The following is an 18,358-nucleotide window of genomic DNA, read 5'->3' on the forward strand; positions in this document are numbered from 1 at the left end:
AAAAGTCGACTCTTGAACAAGCAGAGAACCAGATTATGTCAAACTACGAGCAACTTATTTCCCATTATCAAACCATTAATCACTTTAATCATGCTCAGGCTATGCTTGGTTGGGACGCTGCTGCGAATATGCCTGCTGGTGGCAATGAAGCACGTTCAAACGCCATGGCGGAACTGTCTGTTCATGTACACCGTTTATCGACTCAGCCACAACTTGGCGAGTGGTTTAACAATGCAGAAAACGAAACCCTAACCACAGAACAAACTGCCAGCTTGCGAGAAATGAAACGCCAATGGTTGCAAGCCACACTTTTGCCAGAAGACTTAGTTCAAGCACAATCTAAAGCGGGCTCCAAATGCGAACACGCATGGCGCTCACAACGCCAAGAAAACGATTGGACAGGCTTCGAGAAAAACTGGAAAGAAGTGGTGGCCTTATCTCGTGAAGAAGCAAAAATCCGAGGCGAAGCGCTTGGCTTAACGTCTTATGATGCCATGCTAGACAAGTTTGAACCGGGCACGACGACGGCGTCGCTTGATGTGCTTTTTTCAGACGTAAAAACATGGTTGCCAGAACTGATCGAAAAAGCACTTACCAAGCAAGCGACTGAATCCATCATCATGCCATCGGGCACTTACCCAACCGCGGCGCAAAAATCACTGGGTTTAGAGATCATGAAATTACTAAAGTTTGATTTCGACCACGGCCGATTAGATCAAAGTGTTCACCCATTTTGTGGTGGTGTGCCATCCGATGTGCGCATCACGACCCGCTATGATGAAAGCGACTTTGTACAAGCACTTATGGGCATCGTTCACGAAACTGGCCACGCTCGTTACGAACAAGGTTTACCAAAAGCCTTGGCGGGTTTGCCCGTCGGCGAAGCGCGCTCCATGGGAATCCATGAATCCCAATCCTTATTCTTTGAGATGCAAATTGGCCGCAGCAAAGACTTCATCACACACTTATCACGCCTTTCTGCCGACGCGTTTAACGCACACAAAGACCCAGTATTCGCCGAAGAAAATCTCTACAAACTCTACACACGCGTAGACAAAGGTTTTATCCGAGTAGACGCCGACGAACTGACTTACCCAGCCCACGTCATCATGCGTTATGAAATAGAACGCGACTTAATTAACGGCGTGATTGAACACACAGACGTACCAGACATTTGGGATGAAAAAATGAAAGCGTCTCTTGGTATCTCAACTAAAAACAACTACAAAAACGGCTGCATGCAAGACATCCACTGGACAGATGGCGCCTTCGGTTACTTCCCAAGCTACACACTTGGCGCCATGTACGCCGCGCAATACAAAGCCACCATGACCAACACCGTCGACATAGAAGCCGCCATCCAAAGCGGCGACCTAAGCCCAATCTTCCAATGGCTAAGCGATAACATCTGGTCACAAGCCTCACTTCATACAACAGATGAATTAGTGAAGAGAGCGACAGGTGAAACGCTTAATGCCGCGCACTTTAGAAAACATCTAGAAGGGCGGTATTTGTAACAGCACCATTCAGAGTAAGCCCTCGAACTATCCCTTCCCCTTTTTCTTTCAAGGGGAAGGCTAGGATGGGGTTTTGCTTTAGCTCTGATTTCTTCTAGTTTGGTCGATCATTCTTTTGATGTTTAAGGGATCTGACCCCTTTAAATCGATATCTGTGACTGTTCACGATGCATTCTTGTTCATGAATCATGAACATTGTATTATCGTGAACAACAACTTGAGATAGAGCGATATTAACTATGGCTATGCAATCATCATTAATGGTCAATGCGCTGGCATTGCTTCCTGCTCACATCAAAGCTCAATTCATAGAAAATGATGAATTCAATAATGATAGCTTCACTAACGGTGAATTACGTCTGACGGTTAATAGTGATAATTATTATTTTGATGTTGCGGTAAAAAACATACATCGTAAGGAAAGTTTAGAGCCTTTTTTGGGCGAAAATGCGTCTAATACTTTATTGATTTGTAATCGTCTCACACCTTACTTGATAGAGATATGCACGAAAAATGGCCTTAACTTCATTGACACTGCTGGTAATGTGAAAATTGACAACAATGGATTGCACCTTTGGATTGAGCCACAAAAAAGCAAAGCTCCAAAACCATTTGTTAATGAAGCCAAGTCCAATAAGTTAGGCGAAGGCTCGGCGAAGCTTCTGTTTGCTTTATTGTCTCAGCCTGACATTCTTAATTGCTCTTATAGAGAAATGGCAGAATATGCGAATATTTCATTAGGAATGGTGAGCAAAGGTTTAGGGATTTTAGAAAGTGAATCGCTCGTTAGCTTAGGGAAAAATAGGCGAATACTTGACGCAAAACGCATGTTAGCGATTTGGGTAGAAGCTTATCGATTGTCTATTCGATCTAAGTTGTCAGGCATTCGTCTTGAATATAAAGGCGACTGGCAAGATCTTGCAATGGAAGAAGGGGATTACTGGGGGGAGAAGTCGCAGCAGAAATGCTCACTCAGTACCTTCATCCTCAAGACTTACAGCTATTTACCCGTTTACCTCTTCAAAAGAAGTTGGCGCAATTGAATTGCCGACCAAATCCTGAAGGCGATTTATGGTTAGTTTCTGCCTTTTGGGGAGATAAATTAAAGTGGACAAATAGAAGCCAAGCTTTATTAGCAATGGCCGAACTAGAAGCGAGCAAGGATAGCCGCAATATAGAAACCTCAAGGATGATTTATGAAAAATATCTATACACTGAAGCACCCGCTTAATCCAGCATTTGAACCTGTACTTGATGCCATTATGAATGTGACGTCACAGCTTGGCATTCCCTATTTTATTGCTGGAGCCACAGCGCGGGATTTATTGCTTTATCATGTATTCGACAGAAACCCAGGCCGAAAAACTCACGATATAGATACGGCCATTTTGGTCGCTGACTGGAATGATTTTATTGACGTTAAAAAGGCACTGTTAGAGTCAGGATTAAGCGACACCAAATTACCTCACCGCCTAATGCACGACATAAGTGGACTGCCCGTAGACATTATTCCGTTTGGTTCTATTGCGGATGACACGAGTGAAATTCAATGGCCACCAGAGCATGTCATCACTATGTCTGTTGCAGGCTTTCAAGAAGCTTTTGATAATTCGGTATTAATCGATATTGGTAAAAGCATAAAGCTGAAGGTCTCTTCATTGGCTGGTTTGGTACTGCTGAAATTAATGGCATGGCAAGAACGAAAGCGAGAAACAATCAAAGATATCGCGGACTTTTTAATCATTCTTACTGAATATTCCAATGTTGAATTTGATCGGTTATATGAAGACTTCATACCAGCGGAAAGACTCAATTATAATATTGAGCGTCAAGGCGCGTTTTTATTAGGTTATGACCTAAATATGCTCTTGTTACATCCAAACACCAGCGCTAAAACATTAGACCAGCTGAGAGAGCTCAAAACGTCTCAAATGGAATCATTGATAAACAGCTTACTCAAGATTCCAAGTCCACATAACCCCGATGAAATAGAGCTGTGGCTTTCCGATTTTTGGGATGGTGTAAACTTGGAATCCTCGTGATTGACTATCTAACTCTGAGAACTCGAAGCAAGCCAAACGCCACCGTTCGACGTTACTGTTCTAGATTGCCGTTTGACCTCGCTCTTGGCGTTTGCTTTGCTCTGCCCCCAATTATTTGGTTACTTATTTTAGAAAAGTGACAGTGTCGTGTATCAGGACTACAATGAAAATCTCATAGAATTCAAGAGAACCTCGGAGGGTTGATATGGCGTTGAAAGCAACTTCAGTGAGATTGGATGAAGAGACTTTATCAAGGATAGGTCAAATGGCGGATGCTATTGATAGACCTAGAGCGTGGTTAATGGCGCAGGCGATAAAGCAGTATGTAGAGCGAGAAGATGGTTTTATTCGAGATGTTCAAAAAGGAATTGAAGCAGCAGATGCTGGACGTTTGAGTAACCACGACGATGTAAAAGCGAAATGGGAGGCAAAGCGTGCAAATCAAATGGACTGATTTAGCGCAAGACGATTTAGATCGTGTGGAAGAATATATTAGTAAAACAGAGCATAGCTCTATTGCATTGGCGACGGTGCTGACTATTTTAGATTCTATTGAGTTAATGCTGCCGATTCATCCGAAAGCAGGACGTTTGGGGCGATTAGAAGGTACAAGAGAATTGGTTGTAAGTAATGTACCTTTCATCGTTATTTATCGAGTCGCTCAGTCAAATACAGATGCATTGAAACACGAACTACAGATACTAAGAGTGATGCACGATGCTCAATTATGGCCATTGGACAGTTAAAGCATTAACAATTTACTGTACCACCTATTCTTAAAACCTAGTTATATCTCGTTTCCCGACTCCTTTGTGGAACTTGTAGGCCTGCATGAGGGAGGCACGACCGTAATCAGGCATTGTTCATAAACGAATACCCCAAAGGGTCGAACCCCTTTTTATACCCCAAACCTGTCGTACACATATAAAGCTTATTCAAAAAGGGCTTTCACCCTGGCTGTCACCTAGGCATTCGGGAGCAAACCAAACACCACCGCTAGACGTTACTTTTTAGATAACCGTTTGACCTCGCTCTAGGTGTTCGCCTTGCTCTTTGATTTATTGATATGGGGCAATACTCACTAGAAATTCAAATCAACTCACGCTACATTAACTTCACGATGGAATGAAAATAAAGTGACTGGCGGATGATTAAATCTTTATAATTCCTTTCTTTTTATTTCAACACTTAATTTCATTTTGCTCCAAATTAGATGAATAGAAGAACATAAGGAAGTGAGATTGGATAGCCATCAGAAAACAAGAGAACATAATCGATTTGCACGTAAAATAAGCTCTAAACTAATTCAGGAAAATACTAAAGCTGGTAAATGTACTAGAAGCCAATCGAGAAAAAATCCATGGGCTAAAAATAAAGCTAAAAACTCAAAAGGCAAACGCATAGAAGCCCCAGAAGTCATTGACATATACCGACCAAAGGCAGCTGCTAAAGCCATAGGTTTCATTAATGACCTGAAGTCAGCAATCAATAATGCAGATAAAAGCCAAAATCCTAGAAAAATCAGAATTAGTTTTGAACACTCATGGTACATTAATGCTCCTGCAGCAGTTCATCTCTACGCCGAATTAGATAGGGTAACAAAAAAATGCCCTAATGTTAGATTCTCTGTATCTTTTCCCACAAGGATTAAGACTCCTAAAGGAGCCCCAAACTTACTTGATGCGGTTCTAAATCAAATAGGGATATATAAACTACTAAACATTAAGCGTACAAAACCAAAAAATGCAGAAGCAAAAAATGTAAAATGCTGGAATATTGATTCTAGTGAACAATCAAACATGGAAAAGGTTTCAGCTATAATTCAAACTACATTGGGTGAAAAAAAGCTAAACTCAAAAGTATATCGGGGATTAAATGAAGCTATCGGCAATGCAGCTGAACACGCTTACAATCCAGCTATTGAAGGCAGTAATGCAGACCTAAACGACAAACGACATTGGTTTTTGTCATCAATACAAAACAATGAGCTTTATATTTATGTGTGCGATCTCGGTCATGGGATTCCTTATACCCTTGGCAAAACAGACACAACAAAAGACACCACACTTTTAGACAAAATTTTTCTAAAAGTAGAAGAGCAAAGTAAAAATAAAGGAAGTGAAAAGCTATCCAACAACTCCCACGCAAAACGAATACATGCGGCTACACTTGTTAAAGAGACAAGAACACAATTAAATTACAGAGGCAAAGGCGGTGCCGACCTAAAAAGAGTAGTAGATGACTCTAAAGATGCAAGAATGTTGATAATTTCAAGGAAGGGTATGTACGAATATAAGAATCGTTCGGTATCATCCCCATCTAAGAATAGGAAGCACGAAAGAAAACTTGCCATCGACGGGACTGTAGTTGGTTGGTCAATACCGCTTTCTGGAGAAAATAAATGATGACAGAATTAAAAGTAATAAACTTTACGCGATTCCCAGGGCCTAGATATAAAAGTTTAGGGTTAGGCAGTGGCGAAGAATTTCGAGACGAATTTTTATGGCCAGCCTTCCAAAAAGATAAAGAGCTTGTTGTAAATCTTGATGGAACCGCAGGCTACGGCTCATCATTTCTTGAAGAGTCATTTGGTGGTCTAATAAGAGAGCATCATTTGTCGAAACAAGATGTTCATTTCTTAATGAATAACATTAAATCTAATGATGACAAAACCTTGGTAGAAGAAATTATAGAGTATATGCAGGATGCATTGAATGACGCCAACTGAACCAACATCTATTTGGGGCTATGCAATAATTACAGCCCCCTACTTAGGTTTTTTTATTATACCTTTCCTTACACACGGCTATGCATCACTACGTGAGAGAGAGGCAAGAATAAACACTATTATCTCATCTTTAGAAAGCCAGTTTGAAAAGATAAATACTGTTTTTTTTGAGAGTGTTGAATATAATTCGAAAGAAAATAGCAGCGCTATAAATGACGCTGTGCACGAACAACAAATAATCATTTATTTAGATCAAATAAGAGTTACATGTCTTAGAGTATCGTCCATTACAAATTTGAGCGAAACTTTTCCACTAAAAGAAATCTCTACTATGCGCCGAATAGCAACCAATGATAAACGGCGCAAACATGAATTTATGACAATATCATCCCGTCAATTAGCAAACGCTCAAAATGAGATTTTAGAAAATATTCATGGAGCAACTATTAAAAAATATTTCCATATTTTCAATTAATAATCAGTGCCAAAAATGAAGAGTTCAATGTGTCATGGTAAGACAAAAAGGCCGACGTTCTGAAAGTGTATAGGTCTTTTTTGCTTCAAACTGTTAACACTCCAACACCATTTCTGTCATTTTTACTGTATTTTCAAATGAGGCACAGCCTGCGATAAACAAGCCGTTATGGCAGAGTAGGGCATTATCTAAAGTGGCTGAAATGGCTCGGGTTGAGCATCCTTTTGTCTGTCTTCCTTCACTGTTTATTCCTAGTGCTCAAAAAAAACATCAAACAAGTGGGAGCTTGTCGGTTAAACTCTCTCTCTTTATGTATGCGGTAATAATACTAATTGGATCAAACACATGGCTCACAACGACACACCGACTTTTAAAAACTGGCTTTCTCTGCTGTTACTCATTCTTCTGTGGGGGACGTCATTTATGTTTACTGCTGTCTCACTAGAAAGCTTTAGCCCTGTGGCGATAGTCTCTCTCAGAGTCTTGATTGCAGCGGTTATTCTTACGCTTTTTATGTATGCCAAAGGGTGGCGTTTGCCTTCGGAACCGTTGGCTTGGGCGATATTTTTGCTGTTGGGTGTTATGGGAAACTTATTGCCATTTTTTCTGATCTCTACAGGTCAGAAGGATATTAGCTCGGGCATTACGGGATTGTTGATGGCATTTATGCCGCTGGCGACCATGATTTTAGCGCATTACTTTGTGGTAGGGGAAAGCCTTAATCGCTTTAAAATCTTGGGTTTTGTGTTGGGTATTACTGGCGTGGTGGTTGTGCTTTGGCCGTCGTTGGTAGGCGCTCATAGTAACTTAATGAGTGGTTTATTGATTTTATTCGCCACGTTTAGTTATGCGATAAATGCCATTTTGGTGAGGCGATTGCCTTCCTATAATCCCGTTGTCAAAGCGGCTGGTATGATGATTATTTCCAGCATCGTTATTGTGCCATTGTGGTTGTGGCATGATTTACCCTGGCAACAAAGTTATTCTTTAAAAGCCACATTATCCTTGTTGTGGCTAGGTATCGGCCCAACTGCGTTTGGCACCATTCTGTTATTTGCCGTTATCGCCACGGCAGGCCCTACGTTTCTTTCGTACATTAATTACATGATTCCTATCGTGGCGTATTTTACTGGCGTGCTGCTTTTGGGTGAAGCCTTTGAATGGCAAAGCCTAGCGGCGATGTTATTAATCATTTTAGGGATAGCACTAACGCGAAAACGGGTTGCTGATTAAATAAAGACAGCCTTTATTATCATTGCTGTTCTGTTTCTACTCGACGAGTTCGCAAACAAAAAAAGCAGATACCGACAATCAGTATCTGCTTTTTGATCACTCAAGCGTGACCATTTAATTGTCACTATTTCTGAGGTGTGATTAAGTATTTCTCACCGGTCGCTTGTTTAGAATAGCCCGCGATAGATTGCAGTTGTAATGCTTCTGCCAATGACACTTCGTGTGTGTAGTGACTTGCAAATGTGGTTGTGATTTCTTCTGCAACACGTTTGCGCATCGCTACGACGGTTTCTGTGCCTAATTTACCTAGCGCATTGAATAATAAGAATCCATTAACCGCCCAAGCAAAACCGAAGTCACGATTTAGAGTGATAGGGCCACGGTTTAATGCACCATAAATGTAAACTTGTTTGAACGTATCAGAGCCATAAATGGTGTGTTCTTTCATATCTCGTGCGGCAGCGACTTCCATACAGTTAAGAATATCACTGGTTAATTCACCGCCACCAATTGGATCAAAGGCTATCGTTGCACCTGTTTCAATAATCGCTGCGGTTAAGTCTGCAAGGAAAGAGTCACTGCTTGAGTTAACAACATATTTTGCACCCATGTCGCGTAATAGTTTTTCCTGCTCTGGTTTACGCACTATGTTAATTAAATCTACACCATCAGCAATACAGACTCGGTTTAACATTTGCCCAAGGTTAGACGCCGCTGCAGCATGAATAATGGCTTTGTGGCCTTCTGCGCGCATTGTTGCCACCATTGTCAGTGCGGTAAGCGGGTTAACAAATGAAGAGGCACCTTGTTTAGCGGTTGTACCTTCTTTTAATGGTAAGCAGCTTTGTACATTGGCACAGTGATATTGACGATAAGTGCCACCACCAATAACGGCGACGGTTTTGCCCATTAACGCTTGTGCGGCAGGCGACGAGCCAGCTGCTACTACGGTTCCAGCTCCTTCATTACCCACTGGCGTTGCTTTACCAACACGAGTTTTAAGGGATGGCATCGCTTGAACGGGCACATCTGCTGTAATGACTGGGTTTTCTGGAGTGCCTGATTGTGTTGCTGTAGACATATCAGCCGCACTGAATAGAACACCTAAGTCAGATGGATTTAATGGTGCCGCTTCAATGCGAATAACCACTTCATCTGCACCCGGTTGTGGCATGTCGATGTGTTGTAGAGCCAGTGTTAATGTGTTGTCTTCATTGATGGTTGAAGTAAGTTGGATGTTTGTATTGGTCATTTGGGTGTTCTCCTGTAAATAATTAAATTCTCGGTGCTTTATCGCTCAGTGCTATTTAGTCTTTGCTGCTTGCATCTGAGCGGTTACCTTTTGGATAAATTCGGGCCAGTTTACCAAGCGATCTGCCTCCACGTTTTGGGCAATGACAGATTGACTCATGGACTCATTCCACGCTTTCATTCCTGGTATCTCTGCCAGTACATCCCAACCAAGTTGACTCGCGCCAAACTTACTGACAATGCTGTTAACGTAATAAACGTAGATGTCAGCCATGGTGAATTGCTCGCCGGCAATCCAAGGTGAAAACTGACCTAAACGGCGTAAGGCGGTAATACCACGAGTTAATACTTGGCGTACTTCCGCTTTAACCGATTCAGGCGCTTCAGTGCCTGAGAAGGCATAAGGGATAAACCGTCTGCTGGGCAGTTCAAAATACAGCTCTGCTATTTTCATAATTTGGCGCACAACCGCGCGTTCCCCCGAATTTTCAGGGTATAGCGGAATGGCTGGGTAAGTTTCTTCAAGAAAGTCACAAATGACACTCGACTCTGAAAGATGAAGACCTTCAGCCGTTGTGATGGCTGGCACTTTACCCGCTGGGCTGATGGCCAGTAATTCATCACTACCACCGTAGAGAAGGTTTTCTTGGAATGGCAGATCTTTGTAGAGAAGTACATGTTTCACTAGGTTGTAATAGTTGCTAGCGGCAAAACCGTGCAAAGTAATCATAAGTCAGTGTTCCATCATTAACGTGAAAGTTGGCCTTCTGTATTTAACACACTACAACAAGGACCAAGGTGTAGTGTTTAAGTTAGACATATTATTACTGGTTTTAATTTGCTTATATATAGGGGTAAAAGCGAATCACTATTGCTATTATGACAACAATGAAGCGAAAATAATTAGATGTTTATTGGATGGAGAAGTGAGTGGATCAACTACGAGCAATGCGATATTTCAGTAAAGTCGTCGAAACGGGCAGTTTTACCAAAGCCGCGAAGATGTTTAATGTACCGCCATCCTCCTTGTCGAGACGGGTTGCTGATTTAGAAAAGAGTTTGGGGGCGACCCTATTAAAGCGTTCGACCCGAGTCGTTAAACTGACGGAAGTAGGTCAAATTTACTATAACGATGTACAGCAAATATTGAATCAACTATCGCAAAGCAATGAGCATGTCCGTAGTTACCAAACAACACCGATGGGGCGTTTACGGATCAGTTCGATGGTAGGGTTTGGTGAGAAAATATTGCTGCCTTTGCTGGATGAATTAAGCGCTTTGTACCCTGAAATTGTATTAGATGTCAGTCTAAGCGATGAGTTATCAACACTCGGACGTGACGATGTCGATATTGCTATTCGCGGTGGTTATGCACCCAATGAACGGGTGTTAGCAATAAGGCTGATGGATAACGGTTTTATTCCTGTCGCGTCACCCAGTTATTTAGAAAAATACGGTATGCCTTCGAATGCGATGGAATTAAAGCACCGAAGCGGCCTTTATTTTAGAACGCCCACTGGGTCAACGCCGTGGTTATGTAAAGTAGATGAGCAATGGCATGATGTTTCAGGGCCTGCGGTCGCTATTTCAAATAACGGATCGTGGCTTGCCAAAAAAGCGTGTAATGGGGAGGGGATTTTAATGTCAACGCGATGGGCATTAGCTTCCTATCTTGAGTCTGGAATGTTGCAAGAACTTAAATTTGAACACGAATTAGCGATCACTCAACATTCTGATATGGCTGTTTATTTGTTGTATCAAAAGCAGCGCTACTTAGTACCAAAAGTAAAAGTGGCAGTCGACTTTTTAGTTGAAAGAATACGGCAGAGAGCCTAAGAACAACTAGGGGAAGCATATTAAGTTCCTTGTCACAAGATCACTCTCATAATATAAAAGACCGATGCTATAAAAATGACATCGGTCTTTTTTATTAGAGAGTTTTAATAATCCAATGCCATTTTTGCCATTTTCATTGTATTTTCAAATGATGCACAGCCTGCGATAAACAAGCCGTTATGACAGAACATGGCATCATCTAATCCCGTTACGTCTTGTAGTTCTTGATCAGACAATCCAGCCCACGGCGCGGGGAGTTTTTTACGGTCTTCAAAGGAGCCTAGCTCCACTGGCACTGTCTGTATGCGCCATTGTCCGGTCTGAGATGGGTAAACCATAAATAAGGCGTCTTGGGATAACCTAAGCACAGTGGTTTTCCAAGGTGTGTATTGTTCTAACACTATCACTCTTGGGTCTGCGGCTTTTTCGATGGCGTTAGCGACGATTGTTTTTGCGTTTACACCACCGCTTGCCGCGGCAATGAAGCGAGTTAATATGCGTGATGCAAAGGCGACGGCTTCATTAAAGCCGGCATCAAAATCGCCTTCTTCTTGCCATGTTGGGTTAAACATTGAGATGGTTTGACTTAGGCTAATGCCTGTTTGTATACCTTCTACGTGTCCGCAATCTATTGCATCGATAGCGGATACTAAATTTTTATCCAATGAGTTAGCGACTTCTTGATTGCCAGCACATATTTCTAAGCCGTATTTTTGCCAAATCAACCCAAATGATGAAAACGGGGTGCCGTTTTCTCGTGCACCTGCGCCACCTTTTTGGTGATGGTCAAAACGGTCTTTTTCTGGGTCGTATATACCACCTACATCTAACACTATGTCGGCTTTGGCGATGACATCTAAGTCTCGTGTGCGTATTAATTCTACAGATGGAAAAATGTTTTTAAGTGCCGCTACCGCAAATACATCGTCTGCGTGAAAGTTGCCATTGTGCGTTGCGATTACTTTAACTTGTTCGGTCATTCTATAGTCTCTTTTATTGATGTCATTTCACTTAACAGCACACATGTACTAAAGGTTGAGATTTTACTGGGTTTTAATGATAGGTGACACCGTTCATTTTAGAAAAACTAAGATGGGTATGGGGGAAAGCGAATAAGAATAGTAGACTTTTGGTTATCCTGAGTTTACTAGACTGTGATAGGACTGAAATACGCCAGGGATTTTTCGTATCATTATGCTAACCGTGCCGTTTTTTTCTTCTTAAATATTAAGTAATTCAGTTGTTTTCTAGATTAGATTCGCAAGCTATAAACTGAATAATATGTCAGTTCGAATAATGTACTTGACCCCGCTAGAGATTTTTTGTGAAGCATGTAGGCAGTGTAATGGATGCGAACCGTGAGGAAAGCACAACATGCCGCCAGCAGGTGTACGAATACCCTTTAATTGGCTATTTTTAGGTGTTCTAGCCGGCTGCGTTGGGTCATCTTTATCCACTAAAAACTGTGTTTCACCATCGACGAAGTTATCGTTTAAAAAAATCAAACAGGTATATAAGCTATATCGATCGCCAAAGGCATCAGTAACCAGGTTGCCATCTATTATACGGCTACCAGGCCATGCCCCATCCGTATGAATACCGAAAAAATCTTCTTGCTCATAGCGATAAAAACGAAAGCGTTGGTTTAACCCTAACCCAACTTTATCTAAAAAATAAGGGGAGCTTATGTTAAAAAATGACGCAACACGATTCCAAATGAAACGTTCCGTTGTATTGTCTGTGATCCAATTAAGGTTCATGTTGTGGCGGATATGACGGCCAAGAGACACTGCGGCGTCTTCTGTATATCCCATATTTTCAGCCGCTCGAATTATGGTTGTGCATTCAGTTTTGCTGAGAACATTTAATAATTGAAATGCACCCGGTACGTCAGTCACATCAACATGCTCTACTTTTTGTATCGAGTGTTCTTCTAGCTGTAATGGGTTTTCAACGCGGCTACCCCACAATGGTAAATTCATTGATGTACTACCTGATTCGTAGGTGGCAATGTAGAAAGGATTATTTGTTGAGATTGTCATTGTAAGGAATTGCCTGTATTTCGATAATAAGATTTTCTGGGGCACGCACAAAAATTTGCTTCACTGGTGAATCAGGAACATTGTTTATATTGTAACGCAGACCCATTTGAGCAATTTTCTGCATTACTTCATCGTAGTTATCACTAAAAAAGCTAACATGATGGATAATATTAGGCACAAAACGTTTTTCTAGGTTGTGCGCTTCAATACCTGATTGCTGAGGAAAAATATGAATAACATCTTTATCACCGGCAAACAAAAAGTACCCAGAAAAGGAAAAATTAGGTCTAGTTTTTACTTCTAAATCCAAAAGTTCAATGAGGAAGTCTTTTATTTTTTCCGGCTCTTTTGCGCTCAATGAGAGATGATCGAAACGAATATTCATTCTTATTTCCTGAGTAAGTGTGTGGTGGTTGTGTTTACTCGCATTCTTAGAAAATCCTGAATACTGCAAAATAAAGACATAAATAATAAGAAAAATGGGTTGACCATAAAACGATCAACCCATTAGATGGCTTTTACATATATAAAAAAATCTATCAAAAAAATAGTTTGGGCTTTATATGTAAAACATTAACCAATCTTAGTCATTTCGCTCAAAGTGAATTCAGCAACAGCACCATCCGTCGCTGCCATGTAGTCAGCTAAATGAGTGTTGCCCATGTGTGTTTGCCAAAGGTCACGTGTTTCCCAGTTTTCGTAAAATGTAAAATGCGCTGGATTCTCGTTATCTTGGTGTAGATCATAATTAATACAACCTTTCTCTGCACGAGTAATATCAACTAGCTTTAGTAGCTCTTTTTTTACTAATTCAATTTTGTCTGGGTTTGCTAGAATGTTTGCAACAATAGTTAATGCAGCCATGTTTGTTTCCTTTATTTAGTTGAATGTTGTCTTAGTCATAATTAACTGGAATGAATAATAAGTCTTTAAATTATGAATTTAAACGAGGTAATTGTTGAGTAATTATCAAATATAATTTGACAATGTGATTGTGTAAGACCTCAGTCGCTCTAACGCTAGCTGAATTTCAAAGTGTTACTGCTGCGATCGCAAGTCAATGTCTGTAGGTCCTAACTTTGCTGAAGTCCTACGCGCACTTGATGCATTGCAAGCGAGCTATGGTGTACCGATTGCCATGCCTGCAAACTGGGAACTAGGTCAAGACGTTATTGTTGCTTTATCACTAGATGACAAACAAGCAAAAGATAAATTTGGTGAAGTGAAAACTATTTTGCCTTATTTGCGCACAGTTAAAATGCCATCTAAATAATGGAGTGACATCTTAATGTTAGGCATTTCGATTAATGTAGCTTGCAGAGCTGATTTAGATATTTGGCAGTAGCTGAATAATAGCGTTTAACTCTAAAAAAAGTCTATGAATTGAAGTGACCATAAATTTGGACGCTTTATGAAAGCGCTAACAATGCCTGATTTCGGTACTTTACAGGAGTCAGGCCCATTTAACATTTCAGATTACTTTCCATTTTACACTCTCGCTGTGATGTTCGCCGCGCAATATAAAGTCACCATGACACAAATCGTAGACTCCGACACTACTTTTTAAACTGGCGATTTAAGCTCAATTTCCCAATGGCTCATCGATAACACTTGGTCACAAGTTTCGCTATATACCAGAAGCGAATTGGTAAAATGGCCACAGACGCAACGCTTATTTAGAAAGCATTAGGAAGAGCATTACTTGCCATGAATTAGATTGGTTTCGACTTAGTTGTATTTTTTGGGAAATAGCTAACATTTATATTTTAGCCATAAGTGGCTAAATTTTCACAATTAGCCATAAAGGACTAAATTTGTTCCAGTGTACAAAAGGAGTTCTACTATGGAACCTATCGATAAGCCTATTGCTGTGATAAGTGGCGATATTGTCAGTTCAACCAAGTTAACCTCTGATCAGTTTGATTCGCTGCTTAAAAGAATAAAGGATATTCAGGCATGGATCACGGAAGGTAACTCATTTAACGCACACAGTATTGAGCGTGGCGACGAGTTTCAGACAGTGGTGCATGGCTTTAAAAGAAATCTTCATAAACATCATTGTGAAACGGCCTTGAAAACTGCATAGACTGTTGAATATGAATGCCATTATAGAGAAGGGCTTTCATTGAAAGCAAATGGAGACGAATTCAAGCGAATGTTTGTATTTAGCTCTCTTCTACGAATAGTTCTAAACTTTTACGACTCATTTTAATAATACCATTGGATTTTTCTAAGTTAGATTCTGTTTTTTTATTGGGGCCTAAAACTTTAAGGGTGTAGTCACCATCAAAATAGTATCGCCACTCTTCTACTGTTGATTTATTAGGATCAAATGCTTCGTACTTTATATCTTCTTCTTTGCTTAAACGTGCTGCTCGCTCGGACGTCATCGTGATGGGAGCGTTATAGCTATAATCTTGTTCAAAAACAAAAAAGGCTTTATTTCCCTGATAATAAATCTGATAACTGTGTTTTCCTGTTTCACCGAGATGAGTAAGGTTGATGAGTCGCATGTCACCCCATCCAGTTTGGTACGCGATGGCTTCGCCTCCTTCCGTGGATTCTGCAAGCTTAATGGACTTTCGTTTATAGTCGTTTAGATTACTTCGAATATCCTTATATTCTCGTTTTATCCAACTAATACGATTTGGTGAGCGCATTGCTTCATCATGAGGTGTACTTTCTATCAATACGTTACTGGGTAATATATCTACATAATCTTCCACATTGTAATCAAGTTCTCTGTCGAGTCCCGAATGCAGTTTCGTGAGTCTCTTTCCTTTTCTAAAGACATCTATAGAAATACCACTCCCCATTCCAAGGGCTCTGCTAATGTAATAGTTAATATTCCCATTGTTAAAGAAAATCACCTCATTGCCTAGTCGGCCATCGATACGATGATACGATGAAAAAGGCGCGTCTATAGTGGCGACTTTCTCGAATTCCACGTCACCAATTTTACCGTAACGGTAAACAATCATTGGGGTAGTGTCGTGCAGTTTGCTATAGCACAAAGATAAAACTTTTCCTGTTGGTTTTAATTCGTACAGTGCACCACTACTAGGAGAGTTAATGACTTTTTGCATTTTTGCATTTAAGTAGACATTTTCACTACTGTGGCAATGTGAAGGAAACTGAGCCTGACCTTCTGTCTTAACTAAATTCTGGTCATGTGCGAAGAGTTGTGTGGGGAGCATGAGCAAAATCAATAATCTTTTAATCGTAGTAATCATTACTTCTTTAGTCCTTGTGTATTAGTGCTTATTGATCCTGCAAAGGAGTAGGGTATTTGCTTTAATGCTGATTCTATTTTAGGAATTGAATTATTCAGCTTAGCAATAATATAACGCAATTTTTTAAACAATTAACATGCCACTGTCAATGAGAGAAAATAGACGGGGGTGTCGATTCAAGGCCCTTTTGCTACCACTGGAAGGAAAGGAACAAGGAAACGATTGCTTTCTTAGTCGACGATATTGGGATGACATTCATAAAATCTTGTGGCACTTCTCACTAAAAACACTGTCTATATACTTCCTTGTGCGTTTTTCCTTTATGATAGTCGGCATTAATATTTGAACTTAAATTGGAACCTTTAAATTATGAATAGCTCTCCTACACATAAGCCACGACCTATGGTTGATTTGCTCGTCAGTGTTATTTTGCCGTCTCTTATTTTGATGAAGCTAAGTGGTGAAGACGCATTAGGCGTTAGTGGCGGTTTGGTTGCTGCGTTGGCGTTTCCTCTTGGTTGGGGGATTTTTGAGTTAGTTAAGTACAAGAAGTTTAACTTTATTGCTTTGCTGGGTTTGGTGAGTGTTTTGATGACAGGCAGTATTGGTCTGTTTGAACTTGATAATCAATGGTTGGCAATCAAGGAAGCGGCCGTTCCAGCAATCATTGGTATCGCGGTTTTGGTGTCTACCTTTACGCCTTATCCTTTGATTCGTGCGTTGCTTTTTAATTCCTCTGTGATGGATACAGAAACTATTAAGCAGAAGCTGGAAGAGAACAACAGTACAGAAATGTTTGAGAAAAAATTGATGAATGCGACTTATTTTATCGCAGGCTCTTTTGCTTTTTCTGCAACGATGAATTACGTATTGGCTAAGTGGATTGTGACCAGCCCTGCTGGAACTGAAGCCTTTAATGAAGAGTTGGGTCAGATGACGTTATACAGTTACCCGATGATTGCCATTCCTTCTATGATTATGATGATGGCGATTTTTTATTATCTGTGGCGCAGTATTAACAAAGCGACAGGGTTAAAACTAGAAGATCTGTTGATTAAGAAATAAGCTTTTGCAAACCTAATGATTGAAAACTAAAAAAACCAAATCCAAGTGAACCTTAAAGTGAAATGGATTTGGTTTTTTTATGCTTTGAAATCGCGCCTTACAGGACAGTAAGGAGCAGGACATTACATGTTGTAAACGCCGCCGTTGATATCAAGCGTCGCACCCGTGATAAAACCATCGTATTCAGATGCTAAATAGGCAACAGCTCGTGCTACATCATCTGCATTGCCTGCACGTTGAATTGGAATTCCTGTGATGGTTGCGTCGGCTGACTCTTTTGTTGTATGGGTGTTATGGAAAGAAGTACCTAGGATAAGCCCTGGAGCAACAGCGTTTACTCGAGTGCCTTGTGGTCCTAATTCAGCAGACAGTGCTCGTGTTAACGTCAGGATAGCGCCTTTGCTTGTCGAGTAGGCAAGCGATCCTGGGTGACCACCTTTGCGACCAGCAAGGGAGGCTAAGTTAACAATACTACTGTTTTCCTGTTTCGCAAGATAAGGCGATGCAGCACGGGTAACAAACATCATGGACGTTAGGTTGATGTCCATTACCTTATGCCAAAACTCCGCATCCATTTCGTTAAGTAATCTTCTCGCCACCAAAGAACCTGCATTGTTAATCAGTATGTCCAAACTACCTAGTACTTTAACGGTTTGCTCAACCAATGCATTGGCTTCCGCTTCATTTGTTAAATCACCACTTATCGCAACGGCTTTCTGTCCTTTGCTAGACGCGTATTCGATTAATTTGTTGGCGGTATCTGCACTAGAAAAGTAGTGGATAGCAACATTTGCGCCACTATCAATAAAGTGTTTTGTGATGGCTTCGCCAATGCCTTGAGCACCTGCGGTGATGAGGACGTTTTTACCGGTCAATTTATTATTCATATTCTTCTCAATCGATTCATTTGAAAGCTAAAAAAAACGCTGTAGATGT

The 18,358-nt window shown here is 40.8% G+C and carries 23 protein-coding genes; 15 read left to right on the forward strand and 8 right to left on the reverse strand.

The genetic code is table 11. The annotated features are described in order from the left end of the window. The first annotated feature begins 35 nt into the window (after window positions 1-35). The 10 genes from AC0L3Y_RS12205 to AC0L3Y_RS12250 all read left to right on the forward strand — a co-directional run bounded on the left by AC0L3Y_RS12205 (window position 36) and on the right by AC0L3Y_RS12250 (window position 7,995). Entirely contained in the window at window positions 36-1,517 is a 1,482-nt protein-coding gene (locus AC0L3Y_RS12205) for a carboxypeptidase M32 (protein WP_473463565.1), read from the forward strand. Between the two features lie 239 nt (window positions 1,518-1,756). Then, complete coding sequence (locus AC0L3Y_RS12210; protein WP_473463571.1) at window positions 1,757-2,560, forward strand: hypothetical protein; 804 nt, start codon at window positions 1,757-1,759, stop codon at window positions 2,558-2,560. Beyond that, on the forward strand, window positions 2,482-2,748 hold the full coding sequence (locus AC0L3Y_RS12215) for a type IV toxin-antitoxin system AbiEi family antitoxin (protein WP_473463576.1): 267 nt from the start codon (window positions 2,482-2,484) through the stop codon (window positions 2,746-2,748). The genes AC0L3Y_RS12210 and AC0L3Y_RS12215 overlap by 79 nt, the downstream gene beginning before the upstream one ends. Continuing rightward, entirely contained in the window at window positions 2,714-3,559 is an 846-nt protein-coding gene (locus AC0L3Y_RS12220; protein WP_473463579.1) for a nucleotidyl transferase AbiEii/AbiGii toxin family protein, read from the forward strand. Before AC0L3Y_RS12215 ends, AC0L3Y_RS12220 begins: the two co-directional genes overlap by 35 nt. 205 nt (window positions 3,560-3,764) lie before the next feature. After that, window positions 3,765-4,013 carry a CopG family ribbon-helix-helix protein gene (locus tag AC0L3Y_RS12225; RefSeq protein ID WP_473463582.1) on the forward strand — a complete coding sequence of 83 codons (249 nt, stop codon included), beginning with the start codon at window positions 3,765-3,767 and terminating at the stop codon, window positions 4,011-4,013. Then, complete coding sequence (locus tag AC0L3Y_RS12230; RefSeq protein ID WP_473463586.1) at window positions 3,994-4,305, forward strand: type II toxin-antitoxin system RelE/ParE family toxin; 312 nt, start codon at window positions 3,994-3,996, stop codon at window positions 4,303-4,305. Before AC0L3Y_RS12225 ends, AC0L3Y_RS12230 begins: the two co-directional genes overlap by 20 nt. A gap of 495 nt (window positions 4,306-4,800) precedes the next feature. Beyond that, window positions 4,801-5,964, forward strand: coding sequence for a hypothetical protein (locus tag AC0L3Y_RS12235; RefSeq protein ID WP_473463591.1), 1,164 nt, complete (start codon window positions 4,801-4,803; stop codon window positions 5,962-5,964). Next, the gene (locus AC0L3Y_RS12240) at window positions 5,961-6,287 is read left to right on the forward strand and encodes an STAS-like domain-containing protein (RefSeq protein WP_473463595.1); all 327 of its coding nucleotides are present in this window, start codon (window positions 5,961-5,963) and stop codon (window positions 6,285-6,287) included. The genes AC0L3Y_RS12235 and AC0L3Y_RS12240 overlap by 4 nt, the downstream gene beginning before the upstream one ends. After that, the gene (locus tag AC0L3Y_RS12245; RefSeq protein ID WP_473463599.1) at window positions 6,274-6,762 is read left to right on the forward strand and encodes a hypothetical protein; all 489 of its coding nucleotides are present in this window, start codon (window positions 6,274-6,276) and stop codon (window positions 6,760-6,762) included. Before AC0L3Y_RS12240 ends, AC0L3Y_RS12245 begins: the two co-directional genes overlap by 14 nt. A 345-nt stretch (window positions 6,763-7,107) precedes the next feature. Then, complete coding sequence (locus AC0L3Y_RS12250; protein ID WP_473463603.1) at window positions 7,108-7,995, forward strand: DMT family transporter; 888 nt, start codon at window positions 7,108-7,110, stop codon at window positions 7,993-7,995. Window positions 7,996-8,119: 124 nt separating this feature from the next. On the opposite strand, the gene AC0L3Y_RS12255 is transcribed toward AC0L3Y_RS12250, so the two are convergent. After that, the gene (locus AC0L3Y_RS12255; protein ID WP_473463608.1) at window positions 8,120-9,247 is read right to left on the reverse strand and encodes a zinc-binding dehydrogenase; all 1,128 of its coding nucleotides are present in this window, start codon (window positions 9,245-9,247) and stop codon (window positions 8,120-8,122) included. A gap of 51 nt (window positions 9,248-9,298) precedes the next feature. Continuing rightward, window positions 9,299-9,976 (reverse strand): glutathione S-transferase family protein, encoded by a 678-nt coding sequence (locus AC0L3Y_RS12260; RefSeq protein WP_473463613.1) that lies wholly within the window; start codon window positions 9,974-9,976, stop codon window positions 9,299-9,301. 200 nt (window positions 9,977-10,176) lie between these two features. On the opposite strand from AC0L3Y_RS12260, the gene AC0L3Y_RS12265 reads away from it, so the two are divergent. Continuing rightward, complete coding sequence (locus AC0L3Y_RS12265; RefSeq protein ID WP_473463617.1) at window positions 10,177-11,082, forward strand: LysR family transcriptional regulator; 906 nt, start codon at window positions 10,177-10,179, stop codon at window positions 11,080-11,082. A 104-nt stretch (window positions 11,083-11,186) separates the two neighbouring features. Here the strand turns inward: AC0L3Y_RS12265 and AC0L3Y_RS12270 are convergent, their stop codons facing one another. The 4 genes from AC0L3Y_RS12270 to AC0L3Y_RS12285 form a co-directional block, all read right to left on the reverse strand. Next, window positions 11,187-12,062 carry an MYG1 family protein gene (locus AC0L3Y_RS12270; RefSeq protein WP_473463622.1) on the reverse strand — a complete coding sequence of 292 codons (876 nt, stop codon included), beginning with the start codon at window positions 12,060-12,062 and terminating at the stop codon, window positions 11,187-11,189. A 285-nt stretch (window positions 12,063-12,347) separates the two neighbouring features. Beyond that, entirely contained in the window at window positions 12,348-13,124 is a 777-nt protein-coding gene (locus AC0L3Y_RS12275; protein ID WP_473463626.1) for a 2OG-Fe(II) oxygenase family protein, read from the reverse strand. Then, window positions 13,105-13,509, reverse strand: coding sequence for a VOC family protein (locus AC0L3Y_RS12280; RefSeq protein WP_473463630.1), 405 nt, complete (start codon window positions 13,507-13,509; stop codon window positions 13,105-13,107). Before AC0L3Y_RS12280 ends, AC0L3Y_RS12275 begins: the two co-directional genes overlap by 20 nt. Before the next feature lie 188 nt (window positions 13,510-13,697). Further along, a complete protein-coding gene (locus tag AC0L3Y_RS12285) occupies window positions 13,698-13,988 on the reverse strand; it encodes a putative quinol monooxygenase (protein WP_473463633.1) in 291 nt (96 codons plus the stop codon). A 196-nt stretch (window positions 13,989-14,184) separates the two neighbouring features. Here AC0L3Y_RS12285 and AC0L3Y_RS12290 point away from each other — a divergent pair, with 196 nt between their 5' ends. From AC0L3Y_RS12290 to AC0L3Y_RS12300, 3 genes are all read left to right on the forward strand, one after another. Further along, window positions 14,185-14,397: a hypothetical protein gene (locus AC0L3Y_RS12290; protein ID WP_473463637.1), complete on the forward strand. Its 213-nt coding sequence runs from the start codon at window positions 14,185-14,187 to the stop codon at window positions 14,395-14,397. A 138-nt stretch (window positions 14,398-14,535) separates the two neighbouring features. Next, window positions 14,536-14,691: a hypothetical protein gene (locus tag AC0L3Y_RS12295; RefSeq protein WP_473463641.1), complete on the forward strand. Its 156-nt coding sequence runs from the start codon at window positions 14,536-14,538 to the stop codon at window positions 14,689-14,691. Window positions 14,692-14,967: 276 nt separating this feature from the next. After that, window positions 14,968-15,210 (forward strand): hypothetical protein, encoded by a 243-nt coding sequence (locus tag AC0L3Y_RS12300; RefSeq protein ID WP_473463645.1) that lies wholly within the window; start codon window positions 14,968-14,970, stop codon window positions 15,208-15,210. Window positions 15,211-15,289: 79 nt separating this feature from the next. Here AC0L3Y_RS12300 and AC0L3Y_RS12305 read toward each other — a convergent pair whose 3' ends face one another. After that, complete coding sequence (locus AC0L3Y_RS12305) at window positions 15,290-16,357, reverse strand: hypothetical protein (RefSeq protein WP_473463648.1); 1,068 nt, start codon at window positions 16,355-16,357, stop codon at window positions 15,290-15,292. 369 nt (window positions 16,358-16,726) lie between these two features. Between AC0L3Y_RS12305 and AC0L3Y_RS12310 the strand changes: the two genes are divergently transcribed. Further along, window positions 16,727-17,422 (forward strand): VC0807 family protein, encoded by a 696-nt coding sequence (locus AC0L3Y_RS12310; RefSeq protein WP_473463652.1) that lies wholly within the window; start codon window positions 16,727-16,729, stop codon window positions 17,420-17,422. A gap of 122 nt (window positions 17,423-17,544) precedes the next feature. Here the strand turns inward: AC0L3Y_RS12310 and AC0L3Y_RS12315 are convergent, their stop codons facing one another. Then, on the reverse strand, window positions 17,545-18,309 hold the full coding sequence (locus AC0L3Y_RS12315; RefSeq protein WP_473463654.1) for an SDR family NAD(P)-dependent oxidoreductase: 765 nt from the start codon (window positions 18,307-18,309) through the stop codon (window positions 17,545-17,547). Window positions 18,310-18,358: the final 49 nt, after the last annotated feature.

Source organism: Marinomonas sp. GJ51-14, assembly GCF_055808695.1.

What these genes read in the sequence shown, in the direction of transcription:
- AC0L3Y_RS12205 (WP_473463565.1), top strand. Translation starts at nt 36, where the DNA reads ATGTCAAACTACGAGCAACTTATTTCCCATTATCAAACCATTAATCAC.
- AC0L3Y_RS12210 (WP_473463571.1), top strand. Translation starts at nt 1,757, where the DNA reads ATGGCTATGCAATCATCATTAATGGTCAATGCGCTGGCATTGCTTCCT.
- AC0L3Y_RS12215 (WP_473463576.1), top strand. Translation starts at nt 2,482, where the DNA reads ATGCTCACTCAGTACCTTCATCCTCAAGACTTACAGCTATTTACCCGT.
- AC0L3Y_RS12220 (WP_473463579.1), top strand. Translation starts at nt 2,714, where the DNA reads ATGAAAAATATCTATACACTGAAGCACCCGCTTAATCCAGCATTTGAA.
- AC0L3Y_RS12225 (WP_473463582.1), top strand. Translation starts at nt 3,765, where the DNA reads ATGGCGTTGAAAGCAACTTCAGTGAGATTGGATGAAGAGACTTTATCA.
- AC0L3Y_RS12240 (WP_473463595.1), top strand. Translation starts at nt 5,961, where the DNA reads ATGATGACAGAATTAAAAGTAATAAACTTTACGCGATTCCCAGGGCCT.
- AC0L3Y_RS12245 (WP_473463599.1), top strand. Translation starts at nt 6,274, where the DNA reads ATGACGCCAACTGAACCAACATCTATTTGGGGCTATGCAATAATTACA.
- AC0L3Y_RS12250 (WP_473463603.1), top strand. Translation starts at nt 7,108, where the DNA reads ATGGCTCACAACGACACACCGACTTTTAAAAACTGGCTTTCTCTGCTG.
- AC0L3Y_RS12255 (WP_473463608.1), bottom strand. Translation starts at nt 9,247, where the DNA reads ATGACCAATACAAACATCCAACTTACTTCAACCATCAATGAAGACAAC.
- AC0L3Y_RS12260 (WP_473463613.1), bottom strand. Translation starts at nt 9,976, where the DNA reads ATGATTACTTTGCACGGTTTTGCCGCTAGCAACTATTACAACCTAGTG.
- AC0L3Y_RS12270 (WP_473463622.1), bottom strand. Translation starts at nt 12,062, where the DNA reads ATGACCGAACAAGTTAAAGTAATCGCAACGCACAATGGCAACTTTCAC.
- AC0L3Y_RS12275 (WP_473463626.1), bottom strand. Translation starts at nt 13,124, where the DNA reads ATGACAATCTCAACAAATAATCCTTTCTACATTGCCACCTACGAATCA.
- AC0L3Y_RS12280 (WP_473463630.1), bottom strand. Translation starts at nt 13,509, where the DNA reads ATGAATATTCGTTTCGATCATCTCTCATTGAGCGCAAAAGAGCCGGAA.
- AC0L3Y_RS12285 (WP_473463633.1), bottom strand. Translation starts at nt 13,988, where the DNA reads ATGGCTGCATTAACTATTGTTGCAAACATTCTAGCAAACCCAGACAAA.
- AC0L3Y_RS12290 (WP_473463637.1), top strand. Translation starts at nt 14,185, where the DNA reads ATGTCTGTAGGTCCTAACTTTGCTGAAGTCCTACGCGCACTTGATGCA.
- AC0L3Y_RS12295 (WP_473463641.1), top strand. Translation starts at nt 14,536, where the DNA reads ATGAAAGCGCTAACAATGCCTGATTTCGGTACTTTACAGGAGTCAGGC.
- AC0L3Y_RS12300 (WP_473463645.1), top strand. Translation starts at nt 14,968, where the DNA reads ATGGAACCTATCGATAAGCCTATTGCTGTGATAAGTGGCGATATTGTC.
- AC0L3Y_RS12305 (WP_473463648.1), bottom strand. Translation starts at nt 16,357, where the DNA reads ATGATTACTACGATTAAAAGATTATTGATTTTGCTCATGCTCCCCACA.
- AC0L3Y_RS12310 (WP_473463652.1), top strand. Translation starts at nt 16,727, where the DNA reads ATGAATAGCTCTCCTACACATAAGCCACGACCTATGGTTGATTTGCTC.
- AC0L3Y_RS12315 (WP_473463654.1), bottom strand. Translation starts at nt 18,309, where the DNA reads ATGAATAATAAATTGACCGGTAAAAACGTCCTCATCACCGCAGGTGCT.